Below are 22,157 nucleotides of genomic sequence, written 5' to 3' on the forward strand. Positions count from 1 at the left end.
GGTGTTCCCCCGGATCGTGTTCCCGGGCGGTCCCTTGTCGGACCAGGCGTGGCGGGTGGACGCCGCGGATGCCGGACGTCTCCTTCGCCGGACGTCCACCAGCGGTCTGCCGTGCCCGGGTGGTTGGGTTCTGTTACGTCGGCCAGCCTGACAGCGCGGGCGGCCCCCGCGTCCCCTTCTTGACGGTTCGCTCACGTCAAACTGTGGCGATGATGGCAGAGCCATGACCGAACAGCCCCTGATTGGCCGCCAGACCGGCCCGCGGGTCCTCGATCTGACGGGGGCCGGCGGCGCCGCGGAGCTGGCGGGCCAGCTCGCACACCTGGGCGAGGGCCTGGGCGGGGATCGCCTCGCCGAACGACGCCAGGCCGCCGGAGGGGTTGACCGGCACCCGGCCGCCCAGGGCGGTGTCTCCGGCGCGCAGTAGCTTGGCGGCCTCGCCGGGCGGGCACAGGCCGATGTCCTCGCACCAGTCCAGCTCCAGGGCGGTGGACAGGTCGTACACCTCGGCGAGGGACAGGTCGCCGGGGCCGAGCCCCGCCTCCTCGTACGCCGCCTGGGCGATCGAGGCGCGGAAGGCGCGCGGCGGCGTGGCCCCGGGCAGCGCGTCGGTGGCGAAGTCGGGCAGCCCGAGCACCGGGTCTGGGTAGGACGGGGTGACCGTGGAGACCGCGGCGATCCGCACCAGCGGGCGGGGCGCGCCGTGACGGCGGGCGTACCGTTCGGAGGCCAGCACCATGGCGGCGCCGCCGTCGGAGGTCGCGCAGATGTCCATCAGCCGCAGCGGGTCGGCCACCATGGGCGAGGCGAGCACCTCGGCGGCGGTGACCGGCCGGCGGTAGCGGGCGAGCGGGTTGAGCGCGCCGGCGCGGGCGTTCTTGACCTTGACCGCGGCGAAGTCGGCGGGGGTGTCGCCGTACACGGCCATGCGGCGGCGGGCGTACAGGGCGAAGTACGCCGGGTTGGTGGCGCCGAGCAGGCGGAAGCGCAGCCAGTCGGGGTCGTCGGGCCGCTCGCCGCCGACGGGGGCGAAGAAGCCCTTGGGGGTGGAGTCGGCCCCGACGACCAGCGCGAGGTCGCACAGCCCGGCCAGGATGCGCGTACGCGCGATGTCCAGGGCCTGCGCGCCCGAGGCGCAGGCGGCGTAGCAGGAGGCGACGCGGGCGCCGGTCCAGCCGAGTGCCTGGGCGAAGGCGGCGCCGGAGACGAAGCCCGGGTAGCCGTTCCTGATGGTGTCGGCGCCGACGACGTACTGGATCTCGGGCCACTCCACGCCGGCGTCGGCCAGCGCCTCGCGGGCCGCGGCGAGGCCGTAGTCCAGGAAGGGGCGTCCCCACTTGCCCCAGGGGTGCATGCCGATGCCCAGCACGACGACGCTCACGACGGCGGCCCCCACATCCAGACCGTGGCCCCGTCGGCGAGCGGGCCGCTGGTGAGTTCGACTTCCATGCCGACGCGCAGATCGGCGACGGTGAGGCCGGGGATGGTCTGGCCGAGCACGACCAGGCCCTCGGGCAGTGCCACGGCGGCGAGGGTGATCGGCGTGTACGGGTCGGCGGCGACGTACGGGGCCGGGGGCGGGTAGCAGGCGTTGGTGTAGGACCACACCGTGCCCCGGCGCGACAGCCGGGTCTCGGTGAGGCCGGTCGCCCCGCAGCGGGGGTTGCGGCAGTGGCCGCCGCGCGGCGGGAACCACAGGGCGCCGCAGGCGGTGCAGCGTGTGGCGAGCAGGTGGGTCGCGCCGTCCTCCACGATGAACCACCCGCGAACCGCCGGTTCGCCGATCCGGGTCACGCGCCCATCCTCGCACGTGGCCAAGCGCTTGCTCAAGAGAGGGTCATCGCCGCCTGCTCCGGATCACCACCGTCGCCGCCATGGCCAGCGTCAGCATGACCAGCGCGGCCCCGATGGCCGGGCGCGAGCCCTCCGACTCCACCGGCGCAGGGCCGCCGCCGAAGTACATCCGGCCGAGGTCGGCCCCGCCCGGCACCGCGGGCAGGGCCTGGCGCGGGGGCGCGGCCGTCGTGCCGGGGACGGCCGGCGCCCCCGCGCGCCGGGCGATGCGGGCGGCCTCGCGCAGCGCCAGCGCGGCGTTGACCACGCCGTGCCCGTACGCCGGGTCGTGCGCGTGCCCGGGAAAGCGCCCGTACCTGGTGGCGCGGTCGGGGGCCGCCCGGTACGCCGGCGAGGCCGCCGGGCGGCGGGTGACGCCCTGCTCGATGGCCCGGCGGACCTGGGCCGGGCGCAGGGCGGGGTACTCGGCCCGGATCAGCGCCGCCACGCCCGCCACCAGCGCCGCGGCCGAGCTGGTGCCGTCGCCCACGACGTACGACGTCGTGCCGTCGGCGCTGACGATCCGCGCACCGGGCGCGGTCACCGACACGTACGGCTGCCGGTTGGAGAACGAGGTGATCCGCAGCCGCTCGTCCACCGCGCCCACCGCGATCACCCCGGGGTAGGCGGCGGGGAAGTTCTTCCGGTTGGCGCCCGCGCCGTCGTTGCCCGAGGACGCCACCAGCACGGCGCCGCGGCGCAGGGCGTACTGCACGGCCTCCTCCTCGGCCGCCGAGCCCTCCCAGGTGCCGCTGCCGCCGCCCAGCGACATGCTGATCACGTCGGCGCCGTGGTCGGCGGCGTACCTGATGCCCCTGGCCAGCGCGTCGGAGCCGACCGGCCTGGACCGCGAGCGCAGCGGGTCGTCGTTCTCCAGGGTGACCCGGATCGAGAGGATCTCGGCGGCGGGGGCGATGCCGAGCACGCCCCGCTCCCTGCCGGGGCCGTGGCCGCGTCCGGCGATCAGGCTGGCCATGGCGGTGCCGTGGTGGCCCCAGTGGCGGGAGTCGCGCCGGCCGCCGGTGAGGTCGGGCCCCTGGGTGACCACCCCGGCGAGGTCGGGGTGGCGCGGGTTGACGCCGGTGTCGAGCACCGCGACCACGACGCCCTCGCCCTGGCTGCGCCGCCACGCCTTCTCGGCCTCCAGCGCGCGCAGCGGCCACTGCTGGGCGCGCGCGGTGGTGCCGATGTCGTCGCCGGGCCAGGCGCCCAGGTCGCCGGGGCGGGCCGGGGACGCGCCGCAGGAGGCGGGCACGGCGATGGCCAGGCACACCAGCGCGCACAGCACGGGTGCGAGCCGGGCCGCCGCCGGGGTCAACGGGTGAGCTCCCGGTGCAGGGCGCGCGCCAGGTCGCGGGCCGCCCTGGCCACCCGCGGGTCGGCGCGGCGGCCGGGCTCGTACGGGCGGCCGTCGGCGTGGCCGGCGGCGGTGAGCACCACGTAGCGGTCGTAGCCGGCGGCCACGGCCCCGGCGACGTACTGGCGTTCGCCGAACCTCTCGGCGGGCCCGCCGGGGAACGCGGCCGGCAGCACGGTCGGGGGCCGTTCGGGGGCGTGGCGGCCCGCCTTGGGCAGGGCGAGCCCGTGCACGTCGAGCCCGCCCGCGAGGGGCGGGGGCGCGGCGGTGGCGGCGTCGGACAGCACGGCGATGCCCGCGGTCACGACGTAGGTCTCGGTGACGTCGGTGTAGGTGGCGCGCAGCGTGGTCAGGCAGCCGAGCGGGGCCAGCGCGCGGGCGGCGGCGGGCTGCAGCGCGCGGGCGCAGGGGGCCTCGGCCGCCACCCCGGCCAGGACGTAGCGGACCCGGGCGCCCGACGGGCTCGTGCCGGGCAGCGAGGGCGGGAAGACCCGGGCCACCGGCCAGGAGCGCCACCGCTCGCGCACCGGCGGGCCCGCGCCGCCGTGGGCGGGCGGCCAGGAGAACGCGACCAGCACGGCCAGCGCGAGCAGGACCGGCGGCACGAGCGCCCAGGCGGACGGCCTGCGCCTGCGGCGGCACCCGTGGCGACCCCGGCGGCCCGGCCCGCGGATCTGGTGACGTGCTTCGGTCACGGCGCCTCGGTCAAGGTCGTGCCCGGCTCGTGGACGAGGGGCGGTGGTACGAGGGCACCGGGCCTGGGCCGGTGCGGGGCTCATTCTGACACGGGGTCCCGCGAATAATCAGGCGCATCGGTAAACACGTAGATACGCGGAGTAACGAGAATTCTGCGCCCCTAAATCGCCATATTGCGTGATATGTCCGGCACTACGCTGCCGGCGCCAGCCGTACGTGCGCCCCCGGCGGCAGCCCGAGGAGCTGCGCCGCGTCGCCCGAGTTGACCGCGAAGGCCACGAGCCCGGCCGAGTCGGCGAACGCCACCAGCTCGCCCGGCGGCACCGACGCGAAGCTCTCCCGGAACGGCATGGACAGCCGTCTGCGCCCCAGCCACACCGCGATCGTGTCGCCCGGCCGCACGCCGAGCGCGGCGACGTCCGCGGCCGTGATCGACAGTTGCGTGTTGCCGTAGCCGTCCACCGAGACCACCTCGCCCTCGACCGAGCCCTCGCGCAGGTGCGAGGTCGGCTCGGGCAGCGACACCAGGCGGCTCAGCTCCAGCTCGGGCCCGAGGTCGGCGGGCCTGCGCCCGGTCACCAGGTGCGCGGCGACCGGCGCGAACACGTCGCGGCCGTGGAAGGTCGGCGAGACCGGTTTGCGGAACAGGGCGTCGTTGGTGATCTCGTACGCCGCCGTCGCCCCGCCGCTGGCGTGGATCGCCCACGACAGCAGCCCGTTGTCGGGCCCGAGGAACACCCGGTCACCCGCCTCGACGGCGACCGCGCGGCGCGGGCCGCCCGCGTTCGGATCGACGAGCCCGACGTGCACCCCGGGCGGCAGATAGGGCACGGTCTGGGCGAGTATGGCGGCCCCGCGGCGCACGTCTCCCGCGGGGACGAGGTGGCAGACGTCGATGATGCGCGCCTGCGGCGCTATGCCGGCGATGACGCCGTGACAGGAGGCCACGAAGCCGTCTTCGAGGCCGTAGTCGGTGAGTAGCGTTATGACAGTGGTCACACTTTGTGACTGTACGTCGCGGCATCGCCCGGGAACAGCGGCCGGTCGCGGACTACGATGGCTCCGGGCCGCGTGCGCGTGGCGCGAATCGCCGCGCGCCCGACGCGAGGAGGAAGCATGGACGCTGCACCGGTCAACGGTGACAGTGCCGCACCCCAAGCAGCCACACCCTCAGCCACAACCGACGCCATACCCGACCCGTCCCCCGCCACGATCCCCCCGGCCGACCATCCCGAGACAGGCCATCCCGAGACAGGCCATCCCGAGACAGGCCATCCCGAGACACAGCATCCCCTGACCGGCCGCGACCGTGACCTCCTCGCCTTCGAGCGCCAGTGGTGGCGTCACGCGGGCGCCAAGGAGCAGGCGATCCGCGAGACCTTCGGTATTTCGGCCACCCGTTACTACCAACTGCTCGGCGAGCTCATCGACAGGCCCGAAGCGCTCGCCCACGATCCCATGCTGGTCAAGCGCCTGCGCCGGATGCGGGCCGACCGCAGGCGCGACCGCGCCGCACGCCGCCTCGGCATGCGTCCTTGATCCACCGGGTAAGGAGAGCGGATGACCGACGAGGTTGCCTCCGTGTTGCCGCCCGCCCGTACGGCCGCGGGCGCCGTCGGGCTGGACGCGATCGTGTCCGACCCGTCCGGGGCCGTGATCGGGCTCGACTTCGACGGCACCCTGTCGCCGATCGTGCCCGACCCGGCCTCCGCCCGCGTCCATCCCGAGGCGCCGGGCGTACTCGCCGAGCTGGGCCCGATGGTCGGCGCGATCGTGGTGCTGACCGGACGCCCCGCGGCCGTCGCGATCGAGTACGGCGCTAGCCCGGGGCCCGGTCCCGGCCTGACCGACGTGCCGGGGCTGGTGGTCCTCGGGCAGTACGGCGCCGAGCGCTGGGAGGCGGGCGAGGTGACCTCCCCGCCGCCCCCGCGCGGTGTTGACGCCGTCCGCGGCGCCCTGCCCGGGGTGCTGCTCTCGCTCGGCGTGCGCGATGCGTACATCGAGGACAAGGGCCGGGCGCTGGCCGTGCACACCCGCAGGTCCGCCGACCCCGACGCCACCCTCGGCGCGCTGCGCGGCCCGCTCGCCCGCCTCGCCCGCGAGCACGGCCTGACCGTCGAGCCCGGCAAGATGGTCATCGAGCTGCGCCCGCCGGGCGTGGACAAGGGGCACGCGCTGCGCGCCTTCCTGGCCGAGCGCGGGGCGCGCTCGGTGCTGTTCGCCGGCGACGACCTCGGCGACCTCGCGGCGTACAACGCCGTGCGCGAGTCGGGCCTGCCCGGCGTCACGGTGTGCAGCCGCTCCCACGAGACCGCCCCCGAGCTCGCCGACCGCGCCGACCTGATCGTCGAGGGCCCCGACGGCGTCGTGGCCCTGCTCCGCGCGCTGACCCGGGTGCTCGGCAAGGGCCAGGCGGCTCAATACGGTTAGGGCGCCGGCTCCAGGGCGGCGAGCTGCTCGGCGAACCACAGGCCGGGCGGCAGGGCGGTGGCGGCGGCGCGCAGCCGCTTGCCCCGCTCCAGCCGCTCCTCCTCGGGCATGACCAGGGCCTCGTGGATCGCCTCCGCGGTGCCGCACACGTCGTACGGGTTGACCAGCAGCGCGTCGGCGCCCAGCTCGGCCGCCGCCCCCGCCTCGCGCGAGAGCACCAGCGCCGAGCGCGGCGACAGGATCGGCCCCTCCTTGGCCACCAGGTTCATGCCGTCGCGGATCGGGTTGACCAGCAGCACGTCGGCCAGCCGGTACGCCGCCAGCGAGCGCGGGTAGTCGTCGTTGACGTTGAGGATCAGCGGGTCCCAGTCCTCGGTGGCGTACTCGTCCTCGATCTCCTTGGCGCAGCGCTGCACCGCCGCGGTGTACTCGCGGTACTCCGGCAGGTCGTGCCGCGAGGGGTAGGCGAAGGCGAGGTGCACCACCTTGCCGTGCCACTCCGGGTGCGCGGCCAGGAACTCCCGGTACGCGGCCAGCCCGCGCACGATGTTCTTGGACAGCTCGGTGCGGTCGATGCGCACGATCAGCTTGCTGTCGCCGACCTCCTGGCGCAGCGCCGCCATGTGCGACTCGACGTCGGGCTCGACCGCCCGCGCCCACAGCGCGTCGCCGTCCACGCCCAGGCCGTGCACGCCGATGCGGGTGGTGCGGCCCTCGTGCGTGACCGTACGCGCGCCGCGATCGACGTTCGCGCCGAGCAGCGCCTCGCAGCAGTCCATGAACGCCGCGGCCCACCGCGCGGTGAGGAACCCGGCGTGGTCGGCGCCCAGGATGCCGCACAGCACCTCGACCGCGACCTCGTCGGGCAGCAGCGAGAAGTACTCCGGCGGGGCCCACGGGGTGTGCGAGAAGTGCGAGATGCGCACGTCGGGCCGCTCGCCGCGGAGCATGCTCGGCGCCAGGGTGAGGTGGTAGTCCTGCACCATCACCCGCGCGCCGGGCCCGGCCTCCTCGGCCAGGGCGAGCGCGAACGCCGCGTTGTAGGACTGGTAGGACTCCCACTCGCGCCGGAACCGGGTGTCGAACTGGGGCGCGGTCGGCGTGTTGTACAGCAGGTGGTTGACGAACCACAGCGTGGAGTTGGCCACGGCGTTGTACGCGCGGTGGAAGGTGGAGGGCGGGATGTCCAGCATGCGCAGCGGGCCGGTGTCGTAGCCGGCGTGGTCCAGCCGGCCGCCGGGCGCCAGGCGTACCGCGGATCGGTCGCCGTCGGACAGGGCGGCGCAGACCCACAGCACCTCCATCTCCTTGACCACGCCCGACAGCCCGGAGACCAGGCCGCCGCCCCCTCTGCGCATGGTCAGCGCGCCGTCCTCCGACAAGGTGAAGGAGACCGGGCCTCTGTTCGACGCAACCAGCACCGCATTCATGATCGACCTACCGTTCCCTCGCCTGGGACGCTTGCCGGAAGGTTAACCAACCTTGACGCCCGACCATAGGATGTCCTCGACCATACGCAGGATGGGGACCCCGGAATGGCGCTGGACGAGACGACCGAAGAGCTGGCCCGCGCAGCGGCCCAGGGCGATCACCGCGCGCTCGGTGAGCTGCTGCGGCGGATCGAGCCCGACGTGCTGCGGCACTGCGGCCGCATCCTGCCCTACCACCAGGACGCCGAGGAGGCGTGCCAGGACACCCTCCTGGCCGTGGCGCGCAACATCGGGCGGTTCGAGGGGCGGGCCCGGTTCAGCACGTGGTTGCACATCGTGACGGCCAACTGCGCCCGCACCACGTACCGCTCGCTGAAGCGGCGCGCGGCCGAGCAGAGCTCCGACGAGCTGCCGCTGCAGAAGCCCGACGTACGCCGGGTGAGCGTGATCGCCGGCTCCCGGCTCGACCTGCTCGACGCGATGGAGGCGCTGGAGGCCGACAAGCCCGAGCTGGCCCAGGCCCTGGTGCTGCGCGACATCTGCCAGCTCGACTACGCCGAGGTGGCCGACCAGCTCAGCATCCCGCTCGGCACCGCCAAGTCGCGCATCCACCAGGCCCGCAAGTACGTCCAGAGCGCGCTCGGCGACGCCTACTCCGGCCTGTAGCCGCTCACGCCTCGGCCGCTGACGTCTCACATCCCGAGACGCCAGGTGGTGCGGGCCGATCGGCGAGGTAGAGTGCTTGCAGGCCCGCGTGTAAGGCCCATAACTTCATATTGCTCATCCAGAGGGGTGGAGGGACCGGCCCTGTGAAGCCCCGGCAACCCTCCCGGTTACCGTGCTCGCGACAATGCCGAGGCCGGCCGGGACAGGTGCCAATTCCGGCCCGCGGCCAAGGTGGTCGCAGGCGAAGATGAGGGAAAGGCCTCGCTTCATGGCGCTCGCAAGCACGGAAACCACCGCTACGACCATCGACTTCGGCCCCGCCGCGGCGCTGTCGTGCCGCGAGTGCGGTGCCCGCTACGAGCTCGGCCCGAGCTTCGCGTGTATCGAGTGTTTCGGCCCGCTGGAGATCGCCTACGACTTCGGGGCGGTGAGCCGCGAGCAGATCTCCGCGGGACCCACGAACATCTGGCGCTACCGCTCGCTGCTGCCCGTCCCGGCCGACGTCGCCGACAAGCCGAACATGGCCCCCGGCTGGACCAAGCTGGTGCGGGCCGACCGGCTGGCCCGCGAGCTGGGCATCCGCTCGCTGCACGTCAAGGACGACTCGGGCAACCCCACCCACTCCTTCAAGGACCGGGTGGTCGCCATCGCGGTCGAGGCCGCGCGCAACTTCGGCTTCCACACCCTGTCCTGCTCCTCCACCGGCAACCTGGCCGGCGCCGTGACCGCCGCCGCGGCCCGCGCGGGGCTCGACGCGTGCGTGTTCATCCCGGCCGACCTGGAGCAGGCCAAGATCGTCATGGCCTCCGTGTACGGCGGGAAGCTGGTCGGCATCGAGGGCAGCTACGACGAGGTCAACCGGTTCTGCTCGGAGCTGATCGGCGACCCGCTCGGCGACCGGTGGGGGTTCGTCAACGTCAACCTGCGGCCGTACTACGCCGAGGGGTCCAAGACCCTGGCCTACGAGATCGCCGAGCAGCTCGGCTGGCGCCTGCCCGACCAGATCGTGATCCCGGTCGCCTCGGGCTCCCAGCTCACCAAGATTGACAAGGGCTTCGGCGAGCTGATCAAGCTGGGGCTCGTGGAGGAGAAGCCGTACCGGATCTTCGGCGCCCAGGCCGCCGGGTGCTCGCCGGTGTCCACCGCCTACCGGGCCGGGCGCGACGTCATCCAGCCCGTCAAGCCCGACACGATCGCCAAGTCGCTGGCCATCGGCAACCCGGCCGACGGGCCGTACGTGCTCGACATCGCCCGGCGCACCGGTGGCGCGGTGGAGGACGTCACCGACGAGGAGATCGTGGACGCGATCCGGCTGCTGGCCCGCACCGAGGGCATCTTCGCCGAGACCGCGGGCGGCGTCACCGTCGGCGTGCTGCGCAAGCTCGTCGCCGAGGGCCGCCTCGACCCCGACGCCGAGACCGTGGTCCTCAACACCGGCGACGGGCTGAAGACCCTCGACGCCGTGGCGGGCCACGCCCGCCCCACCGCGGTCATCCGTCCCTCCCTGGACGCCTTCCGCGCGGCCGTCGCCGGCTGAAGCCCTTCTCCCCTACCGCCTCAAACCCGCGATAACGAAAGCGAGCTGGCTAATGAGCGTTTCTGTGCGGATTCCCACGATTCTGCGCACATACACGGGCGGCGCGGCCGATGTCAGTGGCGATGGCGCGACGCTGCGTGAAGTCCTGCAGAAGCTCGACGCCGACTACCCGGGCATCGGCGCCCGCATCCTCGACGAAAACGGAAAGCTGCGGCGTTTTGTCAACGTCTATGTAGGGGATGAGGACGTCCGTTTCGCCGACGGCCTGGACACCGCGACCCCGCCCGGCACCCAGATCTCGGTAATCCCCGCGGTGGCGGGCGGCCAGTAACCGACCGCGCAGGACCGGCCCCGCCCCGCACGCGACCGAAACCGCACCCCGGGTGAGGCCGGCACCGGCTCTCACGCGACCGCCACACCTTCGTTACCCCGCTTATCCGCCTTCTCGAACGGCACCATTGCCGGTCTCCCGGCACAGGCCACGGGCCCCACGCACCTCGCGCGGGGCCCGTGGCCGTTGTATTCGCCCGTCATAACCCGCCCTACGGGCATCCGAATCAGGCCCGAAATCCCCCTGTGATCTGCGCACTCTGTTCTGCTCGCGGTAGCGGTCCTTACGGGAGTGCGGCGGCTAGCCCGTGGGGAAGAAACCGCTGGATCGCACCGGGCGCGCCGCGGCCCCGTCGCGGGGCCCATGGCCTGCGCTGCCTGTGGCTTGCGCTGGGTGTGGCTTGCGCTGCGCGGCGTCTGGGCTGTGCGTGGCCTGCGCTGTGCGTGGCCTGGGCTGCGCGATGTCTGGGCTGTGCGTGGCCTGGGCTGCGCGGCGTCTGGGCTGCGCGTGGCCTGCGCTGCGCGTGGCCCACGCCGCACACGGCCCGCGGCCCGCGCCCCACGCGGCCTGTGGCCGCCTCGACTCCCCGGAGGATTTCCCCCTTCCGGCCTGGCCCTGCGCGGCCCGCAGAGCGCCATCAAGCGGCCTCGACGGCCCCCTGCTTCCTGGCCCGGCACGGGCCCTCTTCCCGGTCCTGTGCCGCGCCTCTTTCCCGTCGGTGCGGGTTGGCCTTCGCGGTCCTGTGCGGGCCCTCCTCCAGTCCTGTGAAGGCTCTCGTCCCGGTCCTGTGCCGGGCCTCTTTCCGCTGGTGCGGGCTGGTCTTCGCGGTCCTGTGCGGGCCCGCATCCGACCCTGTGAGGGCTCTGTTCCGGCGCTATGTGGCATGTCCTGCGTCGGGCTCTTTCCCGCCGTGCTGCGAGCCCTCTTCATGGCCCTGTGCGGCCCTCTTCCTTGCCCTGTGCCGGGCCCCCTTTCCCCGCCGGTCGGGCTGCCCTTCCCGGTTCTGTGGCTCTCGTTCCGGTCCTGTGCTGGGCCCCCTTCTCGCCTGTCAGGGCTGGCCTTCCTTGCCCTGTGTGGGGCCCTCTTCCGGCCCGTGCCGGGGGCCTTTATCGGCCCCGTGCAGGGTCCGCTTCCGGCCCCTTCCACGCCCCCTTTACCCGCCCCGACCTGGCCTTTCCGGCTCTGTGCCGGCGCCTCCCGGCCGTCCATGGGCAGCCCAGAGAGGATTGCCCCTGGCCTGGCCTATCCGCGCGGCGGGGCGGCGCTCGGCGGCTTGGCCAAGAGCAGCCTGGGGAGGTCTGGGCGGCCTGGGGCAGTGCAGAGGGGCCTTCCCTGGGGCCGTCCCTGGTCACCTCGCAGGGACATTCCCCTGCCCGCCTGGCCCTTTCCGTGGCCGTCACCGACCGGAGCGTCGTCAGGGGCCTGGGCGGGCCCTCCCTGGCCGGAGCCCGGTCGCCACGCTCCCGCGCTCTCGTCCGATCTCCTGGCGGGGCGGGCTGCGTCGCGAGCGGGGGCGGCGGGGGCGGTGTATGTGCGGTGACGTGTGTGCTACGCCATACCTTCCGGGGGCGGGCGCATGGGTTGCAGGGTTTTGCGGTATCTTGCGGGCGCGGGGATGATCACGAGCCTGGTGTGGGGATGCGAAGGGCGAAACGGGATTATGGCCGTCCCGAACGTACCGGTACGGGGTGCATACCTAAGGTGAGCGGCCTGCGCGGAACGTGGGGAAAGGGTTGCAATGCGTGGGGAATCAGGGGTTAACCACGGGGATTGCCGGGCGTAGGACGCCCCGCGTGACAGGCGCAATGGGGTTCCGTCTCTTTGGCGTCATACACAATGATGCAACGTTTAACTAAGTATTCGTCAGAAGAAAAGTCTCGTCGTGCCGCCGTGAGCGAACGCAAAGGGCGAGTTTCCGCTCTGACACTGTTGCCCAATGCCGTACCACAGGTATGGTCGAGGCGATCGACGTAGCTGGGTCCGTAAGAAGTTGACTCCCGGGTTAACGGATGAGTTCCGAACTTCACGCGGTAACTCCGCCTCAGAGATCATGGGCCGCGCAGAGGAATGGGCGCGGTCCGGAGCCCAGTAAGAGGAGTCGGAAAGTGGCGCAGGGCACCGTCAAGTGGTTCAACGCGGACAAGGGCTACGGCTTCATCGCGGTAGACGGTGGTAAGGATGTGTTTGTCCATTACTCGGCAATCTTGATGGACGGCTACCGTGCCTTGGAGCAGGGGCAGCGCGTCGAGTTCGAGATCACCCAGGGCCAGAAGGGTCCGCAGGCGGAGTCCGTCAGGACCGTCTGAGCAGCCGGGTAGATCGGCTCGCGGGCGTACGAGGGGCGTGCCCCGGGTCGCCGTGTGAGCGAGACACTCACGGACTCGCCGGCGGGCTCTGGCAGATCACGCGGCAGCGCAGTCCGCGCGGATCTGCCGGAACTCCGCCGGCCGGCTGAAGGGTCCGGCCGTCCTCCCAGCGGCCGGGCCCTTCTCTCACCGCTGCCGTGTCGTCACTCCACCTAGACTGGTGGGCGCGACGCGTAACCGGTCACCCGGTCCCTCCGAGAGGTCGGCGGACGAGCCGGGCGGGCCGGGGCGTGACGCCGTTCCCGGGCGGGTTCGGGAACGGGTTCTACCCAGGTCAGCAGGGTGTGCGCTTGCACTCGATTAGGTAGAGTGCTAGACAGTTCGTTGGCACTCTCATGTGTAGAGTGACAACCGGGTCGAGGCGATGGGGCCTCGCCGACCACGGCGACCGGTGTCGTGGGCCGGCGGGTCCACATGCCGTCGCGGGCGTCGGCTCGATCCACCGCAAGCCACCCTGTGTTACTGGGAGGTCTAGCCGTATGGCAGCCAAGATGATCGCGTTTGACGAGGACGCCCGGCGCGGTCTCGAGCGCGGTATGAACCAGCTCGCCGACGCCGTCAAGGTGACCCTGGGCCCCAAGGGCCGCAACGTCGTGCTGGAGAAGAAGTGGGGCGCTCCCACGATCACCAACGATGGCGTGTCCATCGCCAAGGAGATCGAGCTGGAGGACCCGTGGGAGAAGATCGGCGCCGAGCTGGTCAAGGAAGTCGCCAAGAAGACCGACGACGTCGCCGGTGACGGCACCACCACGGCCACCGTGCTCGCTCAGGCGCTGGTACGCGAGGGCCTGCGCAACGTGGCCGCCGGCGCCAACCCGATGTCGCTGAAGAAGGGCATCGAGGCCGCTGTCGAGCGGGTCAGCGAGGAGCTGTCCAAGCTGGCCAAGGACGTGGAGACCAAGGAGCAGATCGCCTCCACCGCCTCCATCTCCGCCGGTGACACGGCGATCGGCGAGATGATCGCCGAGGCCATGGACAAGGTCGGCAAGGAAGGCGTCATCACCGTCGAGGAGAGCAACACCTTCGGCCTGGAGCTGGAGCTCACCGAGGGTATGCGCTTCGACAAGGGTCTGATCTCGATGTACTTCGTGACCGACCCGGAGCGGATGGAGGCCGTCCTTGAGGACCCCTACATCCTGATCGTCAACTCCAAGGTCTCCGCCAACAAGGACCTGCTCCCGCTACTCGACAAGGTCGTGCAGGCCGGCAAGCCGCTGCTGATCATCGCCGAGGACGTCGAGGGCGAGGCCCTGGCGACCCTGGTGGTCAACAAGATCCGCGGCCTGTTCCGCTCCGTGGCCGTCAAGGCCCCGGGCTTCGGCGACCGCCGCAAGGCCATGCTGACCGACATCGCCACCCTCACCGGTGGTCAGGTCATCGCCGAGGAGGTCGGCCTCAAGCTGGAGACCGCCACCCTCGACCTGCTCGGTCGCGCCCGCAAGGTCGTCGTGACCAAGGACGAGACCACGATCGTCGACGGCGCCGGTGACGCCGAGCAGATCGCCGGCCGGGTCAACCAGATCCGCGCCGAGATCGAGAACACCGACTCCGACTACGACCGCGAGAAGCTGCAGGAGCGTCTCGCCAAGCTCGCGGGCGGCGTGGCGGTCATCAAGGCCGGCGCGGCGACCGAGGTCGAGCTGAAGGAGCGCAAGCACCGCATCGAGGACGCCGTCCGCAACGCGAAGGCGGCCGTCGAGGAGGGCATCGTCCCCGGCGGTGGTGTGGCCCTGCTGCAGGCGGGCGCCAAGGCGTTCGACAAGCTGGAGCTCCAGAACGACGAGGCCACCGGCGCCGCGATCGTGCGCAAGGCCCTTGAGGAGCCGCTGAAGCAGATCGCCGTCAACGCCGGCCTTGAGGGCGGCGTCGTGGTGGAGAAGGTCCGCAACCTCACCCCGGGCGAGGGCCTCAACGCCGCCACCGGCGAGTACGTCAACATGTTCGACGCCGGCATCATCGACCCGGCGAAGGTGACCCGTTCGGCGCTGCAGAACGCGGCGTCCATCGCGGCCCTGTTCCTCACCACCGAGGCCGTCATCGCGGAGAAGCCCGAGAAGGCCGCTCCGGCGCCGGCGATGCCCGGTGGCGGAGACATGGACTTCTAAGTCCACCTGCTCTCCTCCAAGAGGGGGCGGCTCCAGTAATGGAACCGCCCCCTCTTAACGTCTCTCCTCCGGTCGGCCGACGGCCCATACCATCAGGGCCAGCAGGCTGAAGGCGGCGCCGAGCAGGCACACGGCTCCCCAGCCGGCGGCGGCGTACAGGGTGGTGGAGGCCCACGCGCCCACGGCGCTGCCGATGGAGTAGAAGATCATGTAGCCGCCGATCACACGGCCCCCGGCTGCCGGGCGGTGGGCGTAGATGATGCTCTGGCTGGTGACGTGCACGGCCTGGACCGCCAGATCGAGCAGGACGGCGCCGATCGCCAGCGCCCACAGCGACTGCCGGGTGAAGGCCAGCGGGACCCAGGAGAGCGCCAGCAGGAGCAGGGCGGCCCCGGTGGTGGCTCGGGCGTGGCCGCGGTCGTGGAGGCGCCCGGCGGGTGCGGCGGCCAGGGCGCCGGCCACCCCGGCGAGCCCGAACGCGCCGATGGCGGTGTGCGACAGGGACAGCGGCGGAGCGCTGAGCGGCAGCGCCACGCCGCTCCACAGCGTGCTGAACGACGCGAAGATCAGCAGGGCGAGCAGGGCCCGGGTACGCAGCACGCGCTCGTGGCGGAACAGGGCGACGGTGGACCGCAGCAGGTCGCGGTAGCGCATGCGCGGCGGGATCGCGGCCCGGCGGGGCAGGGCGTGCCGCAGGGCCAGGGTGAGGAGCAGGGTCACGGCGGCGGAGGCGAGGTAGACCGCACGCCAGCCGGCCAGGTCCGCCAGCACTCCGGAGACCGTGCGGGCGAGCAGGATCCCCACGACGATGCCGCTGGTGACCTGGCCCACGACGCGGCCCCGCCGGTCGGCCGGGGCCAGCGCGGCGGCGTACGCGACCAGCGACTGGGTGACGACGGCCAGGAAGCCCACCGCGGCGGCCGAGGCCAGCAGCACGGGCAGGTGCGCGGCGGCGCCCACCGCCGCCAGTGCCGCGGCCAGCATCAGTGACTGCGTGGTGACCAGCCTCCTGCGGTCGAGCACATCGCCGAGGGGCACCAGCAGGAACAGTCCGAGCCCGTAGCCGAGCTGGGTCGCGGTCACCATGACGCCGAGCGTCCCGGGGGCCATGCCGAACTCCCGGCCGAGCGTGGCCAGCAGAGGGTGGGCGAAGTAGACGTTGGCCACCGCCGTACCGGCCGCCACGGCGAACAGCGCCGTGGTCGCGCGCGACGGGCCTGCCGCGGCCGGGGGAGCCGTACTCGCCGGGCACTCCGTGACCATGCATCCTCCAGATGGTTTCAAGTTGCTACCACCCTCGACCTTAGAGATTGCTGGTAGCATGTTGCAACTAGGAGGGGTGGCCAATGGTGAAACGGACCCGGCTCGACGACAGCGACTGTCCCGTGGCGCGCTCGGTGGACACCATCGGCGACTGGTGGTCCCTGCTCATCGTGCGCGACGCCTTCGACGGAAGCCGCCGGTTCGGGCAGTTCCAGCGCAGCCTCGGGGTCGCCAAGAACATCCTGGCCGCCCGGCTGCGCGCCCTCGTGGCCGCGGGCATCTTCGAGGTGGTGCCGGCCGCGGACGGGAGCGCCTACCAGGAGTACGTCCTCACCCCCAAGGGCCGGGACCTGTTCCCGGTCATCGTGGCCCTCCGGCAGTGGGGCGAGACCCACTCCTTCACGCCCGGCGAGCCGCACTCCCGGCTCGTGGACCGGCTCACCGGACGTCCGCTGGCCCCATTGCGGGTCGAGGCGGACGACGGACGTGCCGTCGAACCCGGCGACACCGTCGTGATCAAGGTTGACCGGGAGTCGCCGAGGGCCAAGAGCGGGTAGCCCGGATTCAGGATCTGTGCGGGCGGTGGGGGCTCGTGCCAGTGAGCCGTAAACCTTGGGTCTGCTCTGTTCTGCTCGCCGTTCGCGTCTGACGGGGGATCGATAGCCTCCCCGCGAACGGTCAGCCGTACAGGGGAGCTTTCATGGGCCTTCGCGTGCCGAAGGGGATACCGCATCGGCGGATCCTCTGCGTGGCCGCTCTCCTCGCGCTCGCGACTGGGTCGAGTGTGTCGTTCGCGACGGGGGCGGATTCCCTGCCGCAGGCGACCACGTACACGACGCTGCCGCGGGCGCCTCGGGACACCGCGCCCTTCAGTGCGGGAACGGGCGTGGTGGTCCATCCGACCGCTCCGCGAGTGGTCCGCGCCACGCCCGGCGGGGCCGCCGTGGCGGTGCTGCCCAGTCTGCAGCTGGGCAATCCGACCTGGGTCCCGGTCGTGGACACCGCGCCGGGGTGGATCAAGGTCCTGTTGCCGTCGCGTCCCAACCGCGCGACGGGATGGATCTCCGGGAGAGGGGACGATCTGCAGGTCGCCCGGACTCCCTATCTGATCAAGGTCGAAACAGGCGCCCGACGGCTCACGGTTCTGAAATCCGGGCGCGTGACGGGGCAGTGGACTGTCGCGGTGGGTGCCCCCGGCACGCCCACGCCGCTCGGCCGTACGTTCCTGCTCGCCTCGCTCTCCGCGAGCGACCAGAGGTCTGGCTCGCCGGTCCTGCCCACGGGGGCGCACTCGGCGACGCTCGACACCTACGGAGGCGGGCCGGGGACGGTCGCGTTCCACGGCTGGCCGAGGAAGACGGTCTTCGGCAAGGCCGTCAGCCACGGGTGCGTGCGAGTGCCCGACGACGCGCTGCGCGCGCTGTCGCGGGTACCGCTCGGCACCCTCGTCATCATCACCCGCTAGGCCCTCACCTAGCGACCAACCAGGTAGCTCACACCCAGGGGGAAGTATGGGGATAAGAAGGAACCTGCTCGCGGCGTCGGCGCTCGTCGTCGGGGCCGCCGCGGTTCTGGTCGGCGCCGCCACGATGTCGCAGGCGGCGGCCGACGAAACGCCCGGCGTGCCCGGCACGGCGTACGGCCTGTCGGCCGAGGGCCCGGTGCGCATCCAGCCGATCCCGGCGGCGGTGTCGCGGGACGGCAAGACCGTGCACCGCAGCGTGCTGCGCCCGAAGAACCCGCTGGTCAGCGCCTCCGCCATGGAGGTGACCACGAACGGGCGGAACTCGCAGGCGAGCGCGGCGGACGTGAGCACGTTGCAGCGCCAGGTCGCCGCGAACGCGGTGTCCGCGCGGTGCGAGAACGGGCGGGGCGTCTCCAACCTGGCCGGGGCCGTCATCGGCGGACGTGACATCGACGCCAACCCGGCGCCGAACACCACGATCCCGGTCACGATCGAGCGGGTCGGCACGGCCTCGGTGACGCTGAACAAGCAGGTCCGCCAGGCGGACGGCCGGCTCGCGGTCACCGGCCTGTCGATCGACATGCCGATGTCGAACGGCAAGAGGCAGACCATCGACGTCGCCTCGGTGGTCTGCGGGACCCCCACGGACGCCTCCTCCACCAACGAGGCGTCCGGCGACATGGAGGGCCCGCTGGGCGACATGGACGACTCGGGCCGTCCCCGCGAGACCGGCGACACCATCACCGGCCCGACCCGGGACGTCTCCACGCAGGTCCAGCAGGAGCGGGTCGAGAAGCAGGCACCCGCGCCGATCCCGGCCAAGGTCAACCTGCCGGTCGCCGGCTGACGCGGTTCCCCACGGCACCGATGATCGGACGGCCGGGCCGGTGGAGGTCCGACCCGCCACCGCGACGATCCCGCGGTCAGGCCGTCCGGGAGTCGTGCCAAGGCCGCCCGCCGACCGGTGACGGTCGTACCGCGGCCGTCACGCACGGGCCGCGACAGCGGCCCGCGGCAGACACGCCAGACGCGTCGGACACGCCAGACGCGTAGACGCGTCAAATGCGGAAGACGCGTAGACGCGTCAAATGCGGAAGACGCGTAGACGCGTCAAATGCGGAAGACGCAGCAGGCCGCCGGGGCCTTTCCCGGCGGCATGGGGGATGAGCAGGGAACATCGGGACGCCGGCCGGTATCACGCGTTCCGATGTTCCGCCCGTCCAGGCCCGGGTTCAGGTCTCAGGTGCGGGCTCAGGTGCGGGCTCGGGGTCTGGCTCAGGCCCGCAGTGGCTTGACCCAGCGGCCCCATTCGGGCTGGCGGGTATAGCCGGCGGCGGCCCAGGCGTGGTGGGCCAGGACGTTGTCGTGCAGCACCATCGCGTCGGCCCGGAACGCGCCGAACGCCGCGAACCGCTCCTCGGCCGCCTTGAGCAGCGTGGTGGCGATGCCCTTGCGCCGGTGCGCGGGATGCACGGCGAGGCGGTACAGGTGGGCCCGCCACCCGTCCCAACCGGCGATCAGCGTGCCCACCAGCTCGCCGTCCAGCTCGGCGACCAGCAACGCCTCGGGGTCGCGCTCGATCAGCGCCTCCACCTTGGCGGCGCTGTCATGACGGTCGGTCCCCTCGGCCGCCTCCAGCCAGAAGGCGAGCACCCCCGGAATGTCTCCCGGCCCGCCGAACCGTACATCTACCCCGAACTCTCCCACAGCGCCCGAAGCTACCACGGCCCCAGAGGCCGCCCCTCAGAACCGCGTCGCGGCCAGGCCCGCGCAGACGTCGTCGCGCCGTGCCAGGACCTCGGGAACGCGGTCGTTCCGGGCCGCCCAGGTGGCCGCCTCGGGCGAGATGTAGCCGAGCAGGCGCAGGATCGAGGAGTGGTCGGCGGCCAGGTGGCGCTGGTGGATGGGTTCGTGGTGGGCGATTCGGTTGCGCAGCCGCCGCAGGTGGTACAGGTCGCTGTGCACGGGCCGGCGTGGCCCCCGGTAGGCGGGGAACGCCTGGTGCAGCGCGGGCCGCCAGAGCCGCATCTCGTAGGCGTGCCTGGAGGAGAGCAGGGTGGTCCAGAAGCCGAAGGACAGTTCGGCGATCACCCGGCCGGGCGTCGGTGTCATGTGCAGCGCCGCGATCGTGCGCTTGGCCGCGTCGATCTTCTCGGAACTGGTCACGTCGAGCGGGACGGCCGGGGAGTGCCACCAGTCGGCGCGTCCGGCCAGTGCGGTGAGCTCGCGGTGCATCGCGTTGCGGAGCGTGACCTCCAGAAGGTGCAGGGGGCCCAGAATCGCCCCGGAGATCTCCATGTTCCAGGCGTACAGCCGCAGCGCGCGTTCCCGGCAGTGACCGGACGCCGCGAGGTAGGGGGCGAAGCGTTCGGCGGAGATGGCCTCCGCGATGCGATTCGTGACGGGGGTGGCCACGATGTGTCCTCTCCTGATAACCTACAGTCAGGTGCCCCGGGATGAGCCTCTGCAATGCACGCCTCCCGGGGTAAGCACTTTTCTGGGCCAAAGTGCCGCGGTCACGCATTGTGGCGTGACCGCTACCATAGGTTAGCTCTCCGAACACGGGTTCGGAGAGCTTTTCCGTCTCCGGCCTCGCTACGTGAGCTGGGGTGGGAGCGGGCCCGTGTGCAGGATGGTGAGCTTGGTGACGGCTCGGGTGAGGACCACGTAGAGGCGGGCCAGGCCGCGGGGTTCGGCGGCGACTATGTCGGCGGGCTCGGTGACGATGACGTGGTCGTACTCCAGGCCCTTGGCCAGGGTGGCGGGGATCACCAGGAGGCGGTGGTCGGCGGTGGTGTCGGGCGACAGCACCTCGTGGTCCAGGAGGGCCAGGGCGGCCGAGACGGCGGGGACCAGGGCGTCGGGGGCGATGACGCCGATCGAGCCGGGGCGGGCCAGGGCGTCCTGGACGGCCGTCAGGAGGGCGGGGGCCAGGTCGGTGGCGGGGCGTACGGACAGGGAGCCGGTGCCGGGGCGCAGGCTGCGGGGGGCCGCCAGGCCGGGGGCGATGTCGGGGAGCAGGCGGGCGGCGTAGTCGAGGATCTCGCGCGGCACGCGGAAGCCGAGGGTGAGTTCGGTGACCGCGCCCGACGGCTGGCCCAGGTGTTCCAGGACGGTGGTCCAGGAGCGGGTGGACCAGGGGGTGGTGCCCTGGGCGAGGTCGCCGAGGACGGTGGCGGAGCCGGTGCGGCAGCGGCGGCCGAGGGCGCGCAGTTGCATTTCGGACAGGTCCTGCGCCTCGTCCACCACGAGGTGGCCCAGGGACGGGGTGCGTTCGATGAGGTCGGCCAACTCGTCGAGGAGGGCGGCGTCGGCGGCGGACCACTTGGCGGAGCGCCAGGAGCGGGGCGGCTTGCGCCACAGCAGCAGTTCGCGTTCCTCGTCGGTCAGGTCGGTACGGGCGCTGCGGGCCAGGAAGTCGGCGTCGGACAGCAGGCGGTGCAGCACCTGCTCCGGGGTGAGCTTGGGCCACACCTGGTCCACGACCTGCTTGACCGGCTTGGAGCGGGCCACGGCGTCCTGCACGCGGTCGTCGGGCGACTCGCCGCGCTGTTCCATGCGCACCAGTACGGCGTGCGCGAGCCGCTGCGCCAGGGCCGCGCGGCCGGGGCCGTAGCGGGTGGTGCCGCGCAGCGAGGCGACGATCTCGCGGACCTCGTAGTCGGGCACCCGGTAGCGGTTGGAGCCCCGGGTGACCAGTACGCCCTCGGTGGGCTTGACGATGTGCGCCCACAGCGCCCGCTTGAGCACGGCCGCCATCCGGGCGTCGCCCTTGAGCGCGGACACCGCCGGGTCCTCGGGGGCGGAGTGCTCGCCCACCAGGCCCGCGACCGTGGTCTGGTCCACCTTGACCTCGCCGAGCGCGGGGAGCACGGAGGAGATGTAGGACAGGAAGGCCCGGTTCGGGCCGACGATCATGACGCCCGACCGGGCCAGCTTCTCGCGGTGGGTGAACAGCAGGTACGCCGCCCGGTGCAGCCCGACCGCGGTCTTGCCGGTGCCCGGCGCCCCCTGCACGCAGACCGTCTGGCCGAGGTCGGCGCGGACGATCTCGTCCTGGTCGGGCTGGATGGTGGCGACGATGTCGCGCATGGGACCGGTGCGCGGGCGCTCGATCTCCTCGGTGAGGATCTTGGAGGTGGTGAGCGAGCCGCCCTGGTCCAGCGGCTCGTCCTCGTACGCCGTGAGCTCCCCGCCCTGGTAGCCGAACCGGCGGCGCAGCCGCAGCCCCATCGGGTCGGCCGGGCTGGCCTGGTAGAAGGCCCGGGAGACCGGCGCCCGCCAGTCGATCACCAGGGCGTGGCGGTGCTCGTCGTGCACGTGCCGCCGCCCGACGTAGATGGTCGGGGGCAGGTCGCCGTCGCCGGCCCTGTCCTCGGCCCTGTCCTCGGCACGGTCCAGGCGGCCGAAGAACAGCGGGGTGTCGGGGTGGTCGGCGAGGGCGGCGACCCGCTGGTCGAGCAGGCTCTGCAGGATCTGCTGCGACACCCAGTCGCCCGCCGCGTTCGCCGACAGCGACTTGGCGTGCTCCCGCATCGCCGTGAGCGCGGCCCGGGAAACGGCCAGATGGGCGCGTTCGGCTTTCAGAATCTGGTCGGGGTCCTGGCCGGCTATGTCGGGGGCCAGTTGGTGTGCGGGCATACGAACAGTCCTCCTTGACGCACTAGGAGTAGGCGGA

The 22,157-nt window shown here is 72.5% G+C and carries 20 protein-coding genes and 1 riboswitch; of the genes, 10 read left to right on the forward strand and 10 right to left on the reverse strand.

Annotated elements, in window-relative coordinates:
• Window positions 1-196: 196 nt before the first annotated feature.
• The 5 genes from HNP84_RS45320 to HNP84_RS45340 all read right to left on the reverse strand — a co-directional run bounded on the left by HNP84_RS45320 (window position 197) and on the right by HNP84_RS45340 (window position 4,885).
• On the reverse strand, window positions 197-1,396 hold the full coding sequence (locus tag HNP84_RS45320; RefSeq protein WP_312927149.1) for a lipid-transfer protein: 1,200 nt from the start codon (window positions 1,394-1,396) through the stop codon (window positions 197-199).
• Complete coding sequence (locus tag HNP84_RS45325) at window positions 1,378-1,794, reverse strand: Zn-ribbon domain-containing OB-fold protein (protein WP_312927151.1); 417 nt, start codon at window positions 1,792-1,794, stop codon at window positions 1,378-1,380. The genes HNP84_RS45320 and HNP84_RS45325 overlap by 19 nt, the downstream gene beginning before the upstream one ends.
• Window positions 1,795-1,837: 43 nt before the next feature.
• Entirely contained in the window at window positions 1,838-3,151 is a 1,314-nt protein-coding gene (locus tag HNP84_RS45330; protein WP_221337573.1) for a S8 family peptidase, read from the reverse strand.
• Entirely contained in the window at window positions 3,148-3,885 is a 738-nt protein-coding gene (locus HNP84_RS45335; RefSeq protein WP_185056319.1) for a hypothetical protein, read from the reverse strand. Before HNP84_RS45335 ends, HNP84_RS45330 begins: the two co-directional genes overlap by 4 nt.
• Before the next feature lie 193 nt (window positions 3,886-4,078).
• Window positions 4,079-4,885 carry an SAM hydrolase/SAM-dependent halogenase family protein gene (locus HNP84_RS45340; RefSeq protein WP_185056320.1) on the reverse strand — a complete coding sequence of 269 codons (807 nt, stop codon included), beginning with the start codon at window positions 4,883-4,885 and terminating at the stop codon, window positions 4,079-4,081.
• 294 nt (window positions 4,886-5,179) lie between these two features.
• On the opposite strand from HNP84_RS45340, the gene HNP84_RS52220 reads away from it, so the two are divergent.
• Window positions 5,180-5,425 carry a DUF3263 domain-containing protein gene (locus tag HNP84_RS52220; protein WP_221337588.1) on the forward strand — a complete coding sequence of 82 codons (246 nt, stop codon included), beginning with the start codon at window positions 5,180-5,182 and terminating at the stop codon, window positions 5,423-5,425.
• A gap of 21 nt (window positions 5,426-5,446) precedes the next feature.
• Window positions 5,447-6,316, forward strand: a complete 870-nt coding sequence (gene otsB / locus HNP84_RS45350; protein ID WP_185056322.1) for a trehalose-phosphatase — start codon at window positions 5,447-5,449, stop codon at window positions 6,314-6,316.
• Here otsB and HNP84_RS45355 read toward each other — a convergent pair.
• On the reverse strand, window positions 6,313-7,746 hold the full coding sequence (locus HNP84_RS45355; RefSeq protein ID WP_185056323.1) for an alpha,alpha-trehalose-phosphate synthase (UDP-forming): 1,434 nt from the start codon (window positions 7,744-7,746) through the stop codon (window positions 6,313-6,315). The two genes, otsB and HNP84_RS45355, sit on opposite strands and share 4 nt — an antisense overlap.
• Window positions 7,747-7,851: 105 nt before the next feature.
• Here HNP84_RS45355 and HNP84_RS45360 point away from each other — a divergent pair, with 105 nt between their 5' ends.
• The 5 genes from HNP84_RS45360 to groL all read left to right on the forward strand — a co-directional run bounded on the left by HNP84_RS45360 (window position 7,852) and on the right by groL (window position 14,751).
• The gene (locus HNP84_RS45360) at window positions 7,852-8,412 is read left to right on the forward strand and encodes an RNA polymerase sigma factor (protein ID WP_185056324.1); all 561 of its coding nucleotides are present in this window, start codon (window positions 7,852-7,854) and stop codon (window positions 8,410-8,412) included.
• A gap of 111 nt (window positions 8,413-8,523) precedes the next feature.
• Window positions 8,524-8,666, forward strand: a riboswitch (SAM riboswitch).
• Window positions 8,667-8,680: 14 nt separating this feature from the next.
• Window positions 8,681-9,949: a threonine synthase gene (thrC, locus tag HNP84_RS45365; RefSeq protein WP_185056325.1), complete on the forward strand. Its 1,269-nt coding sequence runs from the start codon at window positions 8,681-8,683 to the stop codon at window positions 9,947-9,949.
• A gap of 52 nt (window positions 9,950-10,001) precedes the next feature.
• Complete coding sequence (locus HNP84_RS45370) at window positions 10,002-10,280, forward strand: MoaD/ThiS family protein (RefSeq protein ID WP_185056326.1); 279 nt, start codon at window positions 10,002-10,004, stop codon at window positions 10,278-10,280.
• Between the two features lie 2,105 nt (window positions 10,281-12,385).
• Window positions 12,386-12,586, forward strand: coding sequence for a cold-shock protein (locus HNP84_RS45375; RefSeq protein WP_055507665.1), 201 nt, complete (start codon window positions 12,386-12,388; stop codon window positions 12,584-12,586).
• Between the two features lie 539 nt (window positions 12,587-13,125).
• A complete protein-coding gene (gene groL, locus HNP84_RS45380) occupies window positions 13,126-14,751 on the forward strand; it encodes a chaperonin GroEL (protein WP_185056327.1) in 1,626 nt (541 codons plus the stop codon).
• Window positions 14,752-14,805: 54 nt separating this feature from the next.
• On the opposite strand, the gene HNP84_RS45385 is transcribed toward groL, so the two are convergent.
• Window positions 14,806-16,014, reverse strand: a complete 1,209-nt coding sequence (locus tag HNP84_RS45385; protein ID WP_221337575.1) for an MFS transporter — start codon at window positions 16,012-16,014, stop codon at window positions 14,806-14,808.
• A gap of 83 nt (window positions 16,015-16,097) precedes the next feature.
• Here HNP84_RS45385 and HNP84_RS45390 point away from each other — a divergent pair, with 83 nt between their 5' ends.
• From HNP84_RS45390 to HNP84_RS45400, 3 genes are all read left to right on the forward strand, one after another.
• On the forward strand, window positions 16,098-16,571 hold the full coding sequence (locus HNP84_RS45390) for a winged helix-turn-helix transcriptional regulator (protein ID WP_185056329.1): 474 nt from the start codon (window positions 16,098-16,100) through the stop codon (window positions 16,569-16,571).
• 143 nt (window positions 16,572-16,714) lie between these two features.
• Window positions 16,715-17,479 carry a protein-sorting L,D-transpeptidase LdtCP gene (locus tag HNP84_RS45395; protein ID WP_185056330.1) on the forward strand — a complete coding sequence of 255 codons (765 nt, stop codon included), beginning with the start codon at window positions 16,715-16,717 and terminating at the stop codon, window positions 17,477-17,479.
• 46 nt (window positions 17,480-17,525) lie between these two features.
• Window positions 17,526-18,326, forward strand: a complete 801-nt coding sequence (locus HNP84_RS45400; RefSeq protein ID WP_185056331.1) for a choice-of-anchor P domain-containing protein — start codon at window positions 17,526-17,528, stop codon at window positions 18,324-18,326.
• Between the two features lie 428 nt (window positions 18,327-18,754).
• Here HNP84_RS45400 and HNP84_RS45405 read toward each other — a convergent pair whose 3' ends face one another.
• The 3 genes from HNP84_RS45405 to HNP84_RS45415 form a co-directional block, all read right to left on the reverse strand.
• Window positions 18,755-19,186, reverse strand: a complete 432-nt coding sequence (locus tag HNP84_RS45405; RefSeq protein WP_185056332.1) for a GNAT family N-acetyltransferase — start codon at window positions 19,184-19,186, stop codon at window positions 18,755-18,757.
• Window positions 19,187-19,222: 36 nt separating this feature from the next.
• Entirely contained in the window at window positions 19,223-19,894 is a 672-nt protein-coding gene (locus HNP84_RS45410; protein WP_185056333.1) for an Abi family protein, read from the reverse strand.
• Window positions 19,895-20,074: 180 nt separating this feature from the next.
• Complete coding sequence (locus tag HNP84_RS45415) at window positions 20,075-22,120, reverse strand: HelD family protein (protein ID WP_185056334.1); 2,046 nt, start codon at window positions 22,118-22,120, stop codon at window positions 20,075-20,077.
• Between the last annotated feature and the right edge of the window lie 37 nt (window positions 22,121-22,157).

The sequence above is a fragment of the Thermocatellispora tengchongensis genome (assembly GCF_014202315.1).
Lineage (GTDB): Bacteria > Actinomycetota > Actinomycetes > Streptosporangiales > Streptosporangiaceae > Thermocatellispora > Thermocatellispora tengchongensis.

Coding starts and splice junctions, on each gene's coding strand:
- otsB (WP_185056322.1), top strand. CDS start 5,447: ATGACCGACGAGGTTGCCTCCGTGTTGCCGCCCGCCCGTACGGCCGCG.
- HNP84_RS45355 (WP_185056323.1), bottom strand. CDS start 7,746: ATGAATGCGGTGCTGGTTGCGTCGAACAGAGGCCCGGTCTCCTTCACC.
- HNP84_RS45360 (WP_185056324.1), top strand. CDS start 7,852: ATGGCGCTGGACGAGACGACCGAAGAGCTGGCCCGCGCAGCGGCCCAG.
- thrC (WP_185056325.1), top strand. CDS start 8,681: ATGGCGCTCGCAAGCACGGAAACCACCGCTACGACCATCGACTTCGGC.
- HNP84_RS45370 (WP_185056326.1), top strand. CDS start 10,002: ATGAGCGTTTCTGTGCGGATTCCCACGATTCTGCGCACATACACGGGC.
- groL (WP_185056327.1), top strand. CDS start 13,126: ATGGCAGCCAAGATGATCGCGTTTGACGAGGACGCCCGGCGCGGTCTC.
- HNP84_RS45385 (WP_221337575.1), bottom strand. CDS start 16,014: ATGGTCACGGAGTGCCCGGCGAGTACGGCTCCCCCGGCCGCGGCAGGC.
- HNP84_RS45390 (WP_185056329.1), top strand. CDS start 16,098: ATGGTGAAACGGACCCGGCTCGACGACAGCGACTGTCCCGTGGCGCGC.
- HNP84_RS45395 (WP_185056330.1), top strand. CDS start 16,715: ATGGGCCTTCGCGTGCCGAAGGGGATACCGCATCGGCGGATCCTCTGC.
- HNP84_RS45400 (WP_185056331.1), top strand. CDS start 17,526: ATGGGGATAAGAAGGAACCTGCTCGCGGCGTCGGCGCTCGTCGTCGGG.
- HNP84_RS45415 (WP_185056334.1), bottom strand. CDS start 22,120: ATGCCCGCACACCAACTGGCCCCCGACATAGCCGGCCAGGACCCCGAC.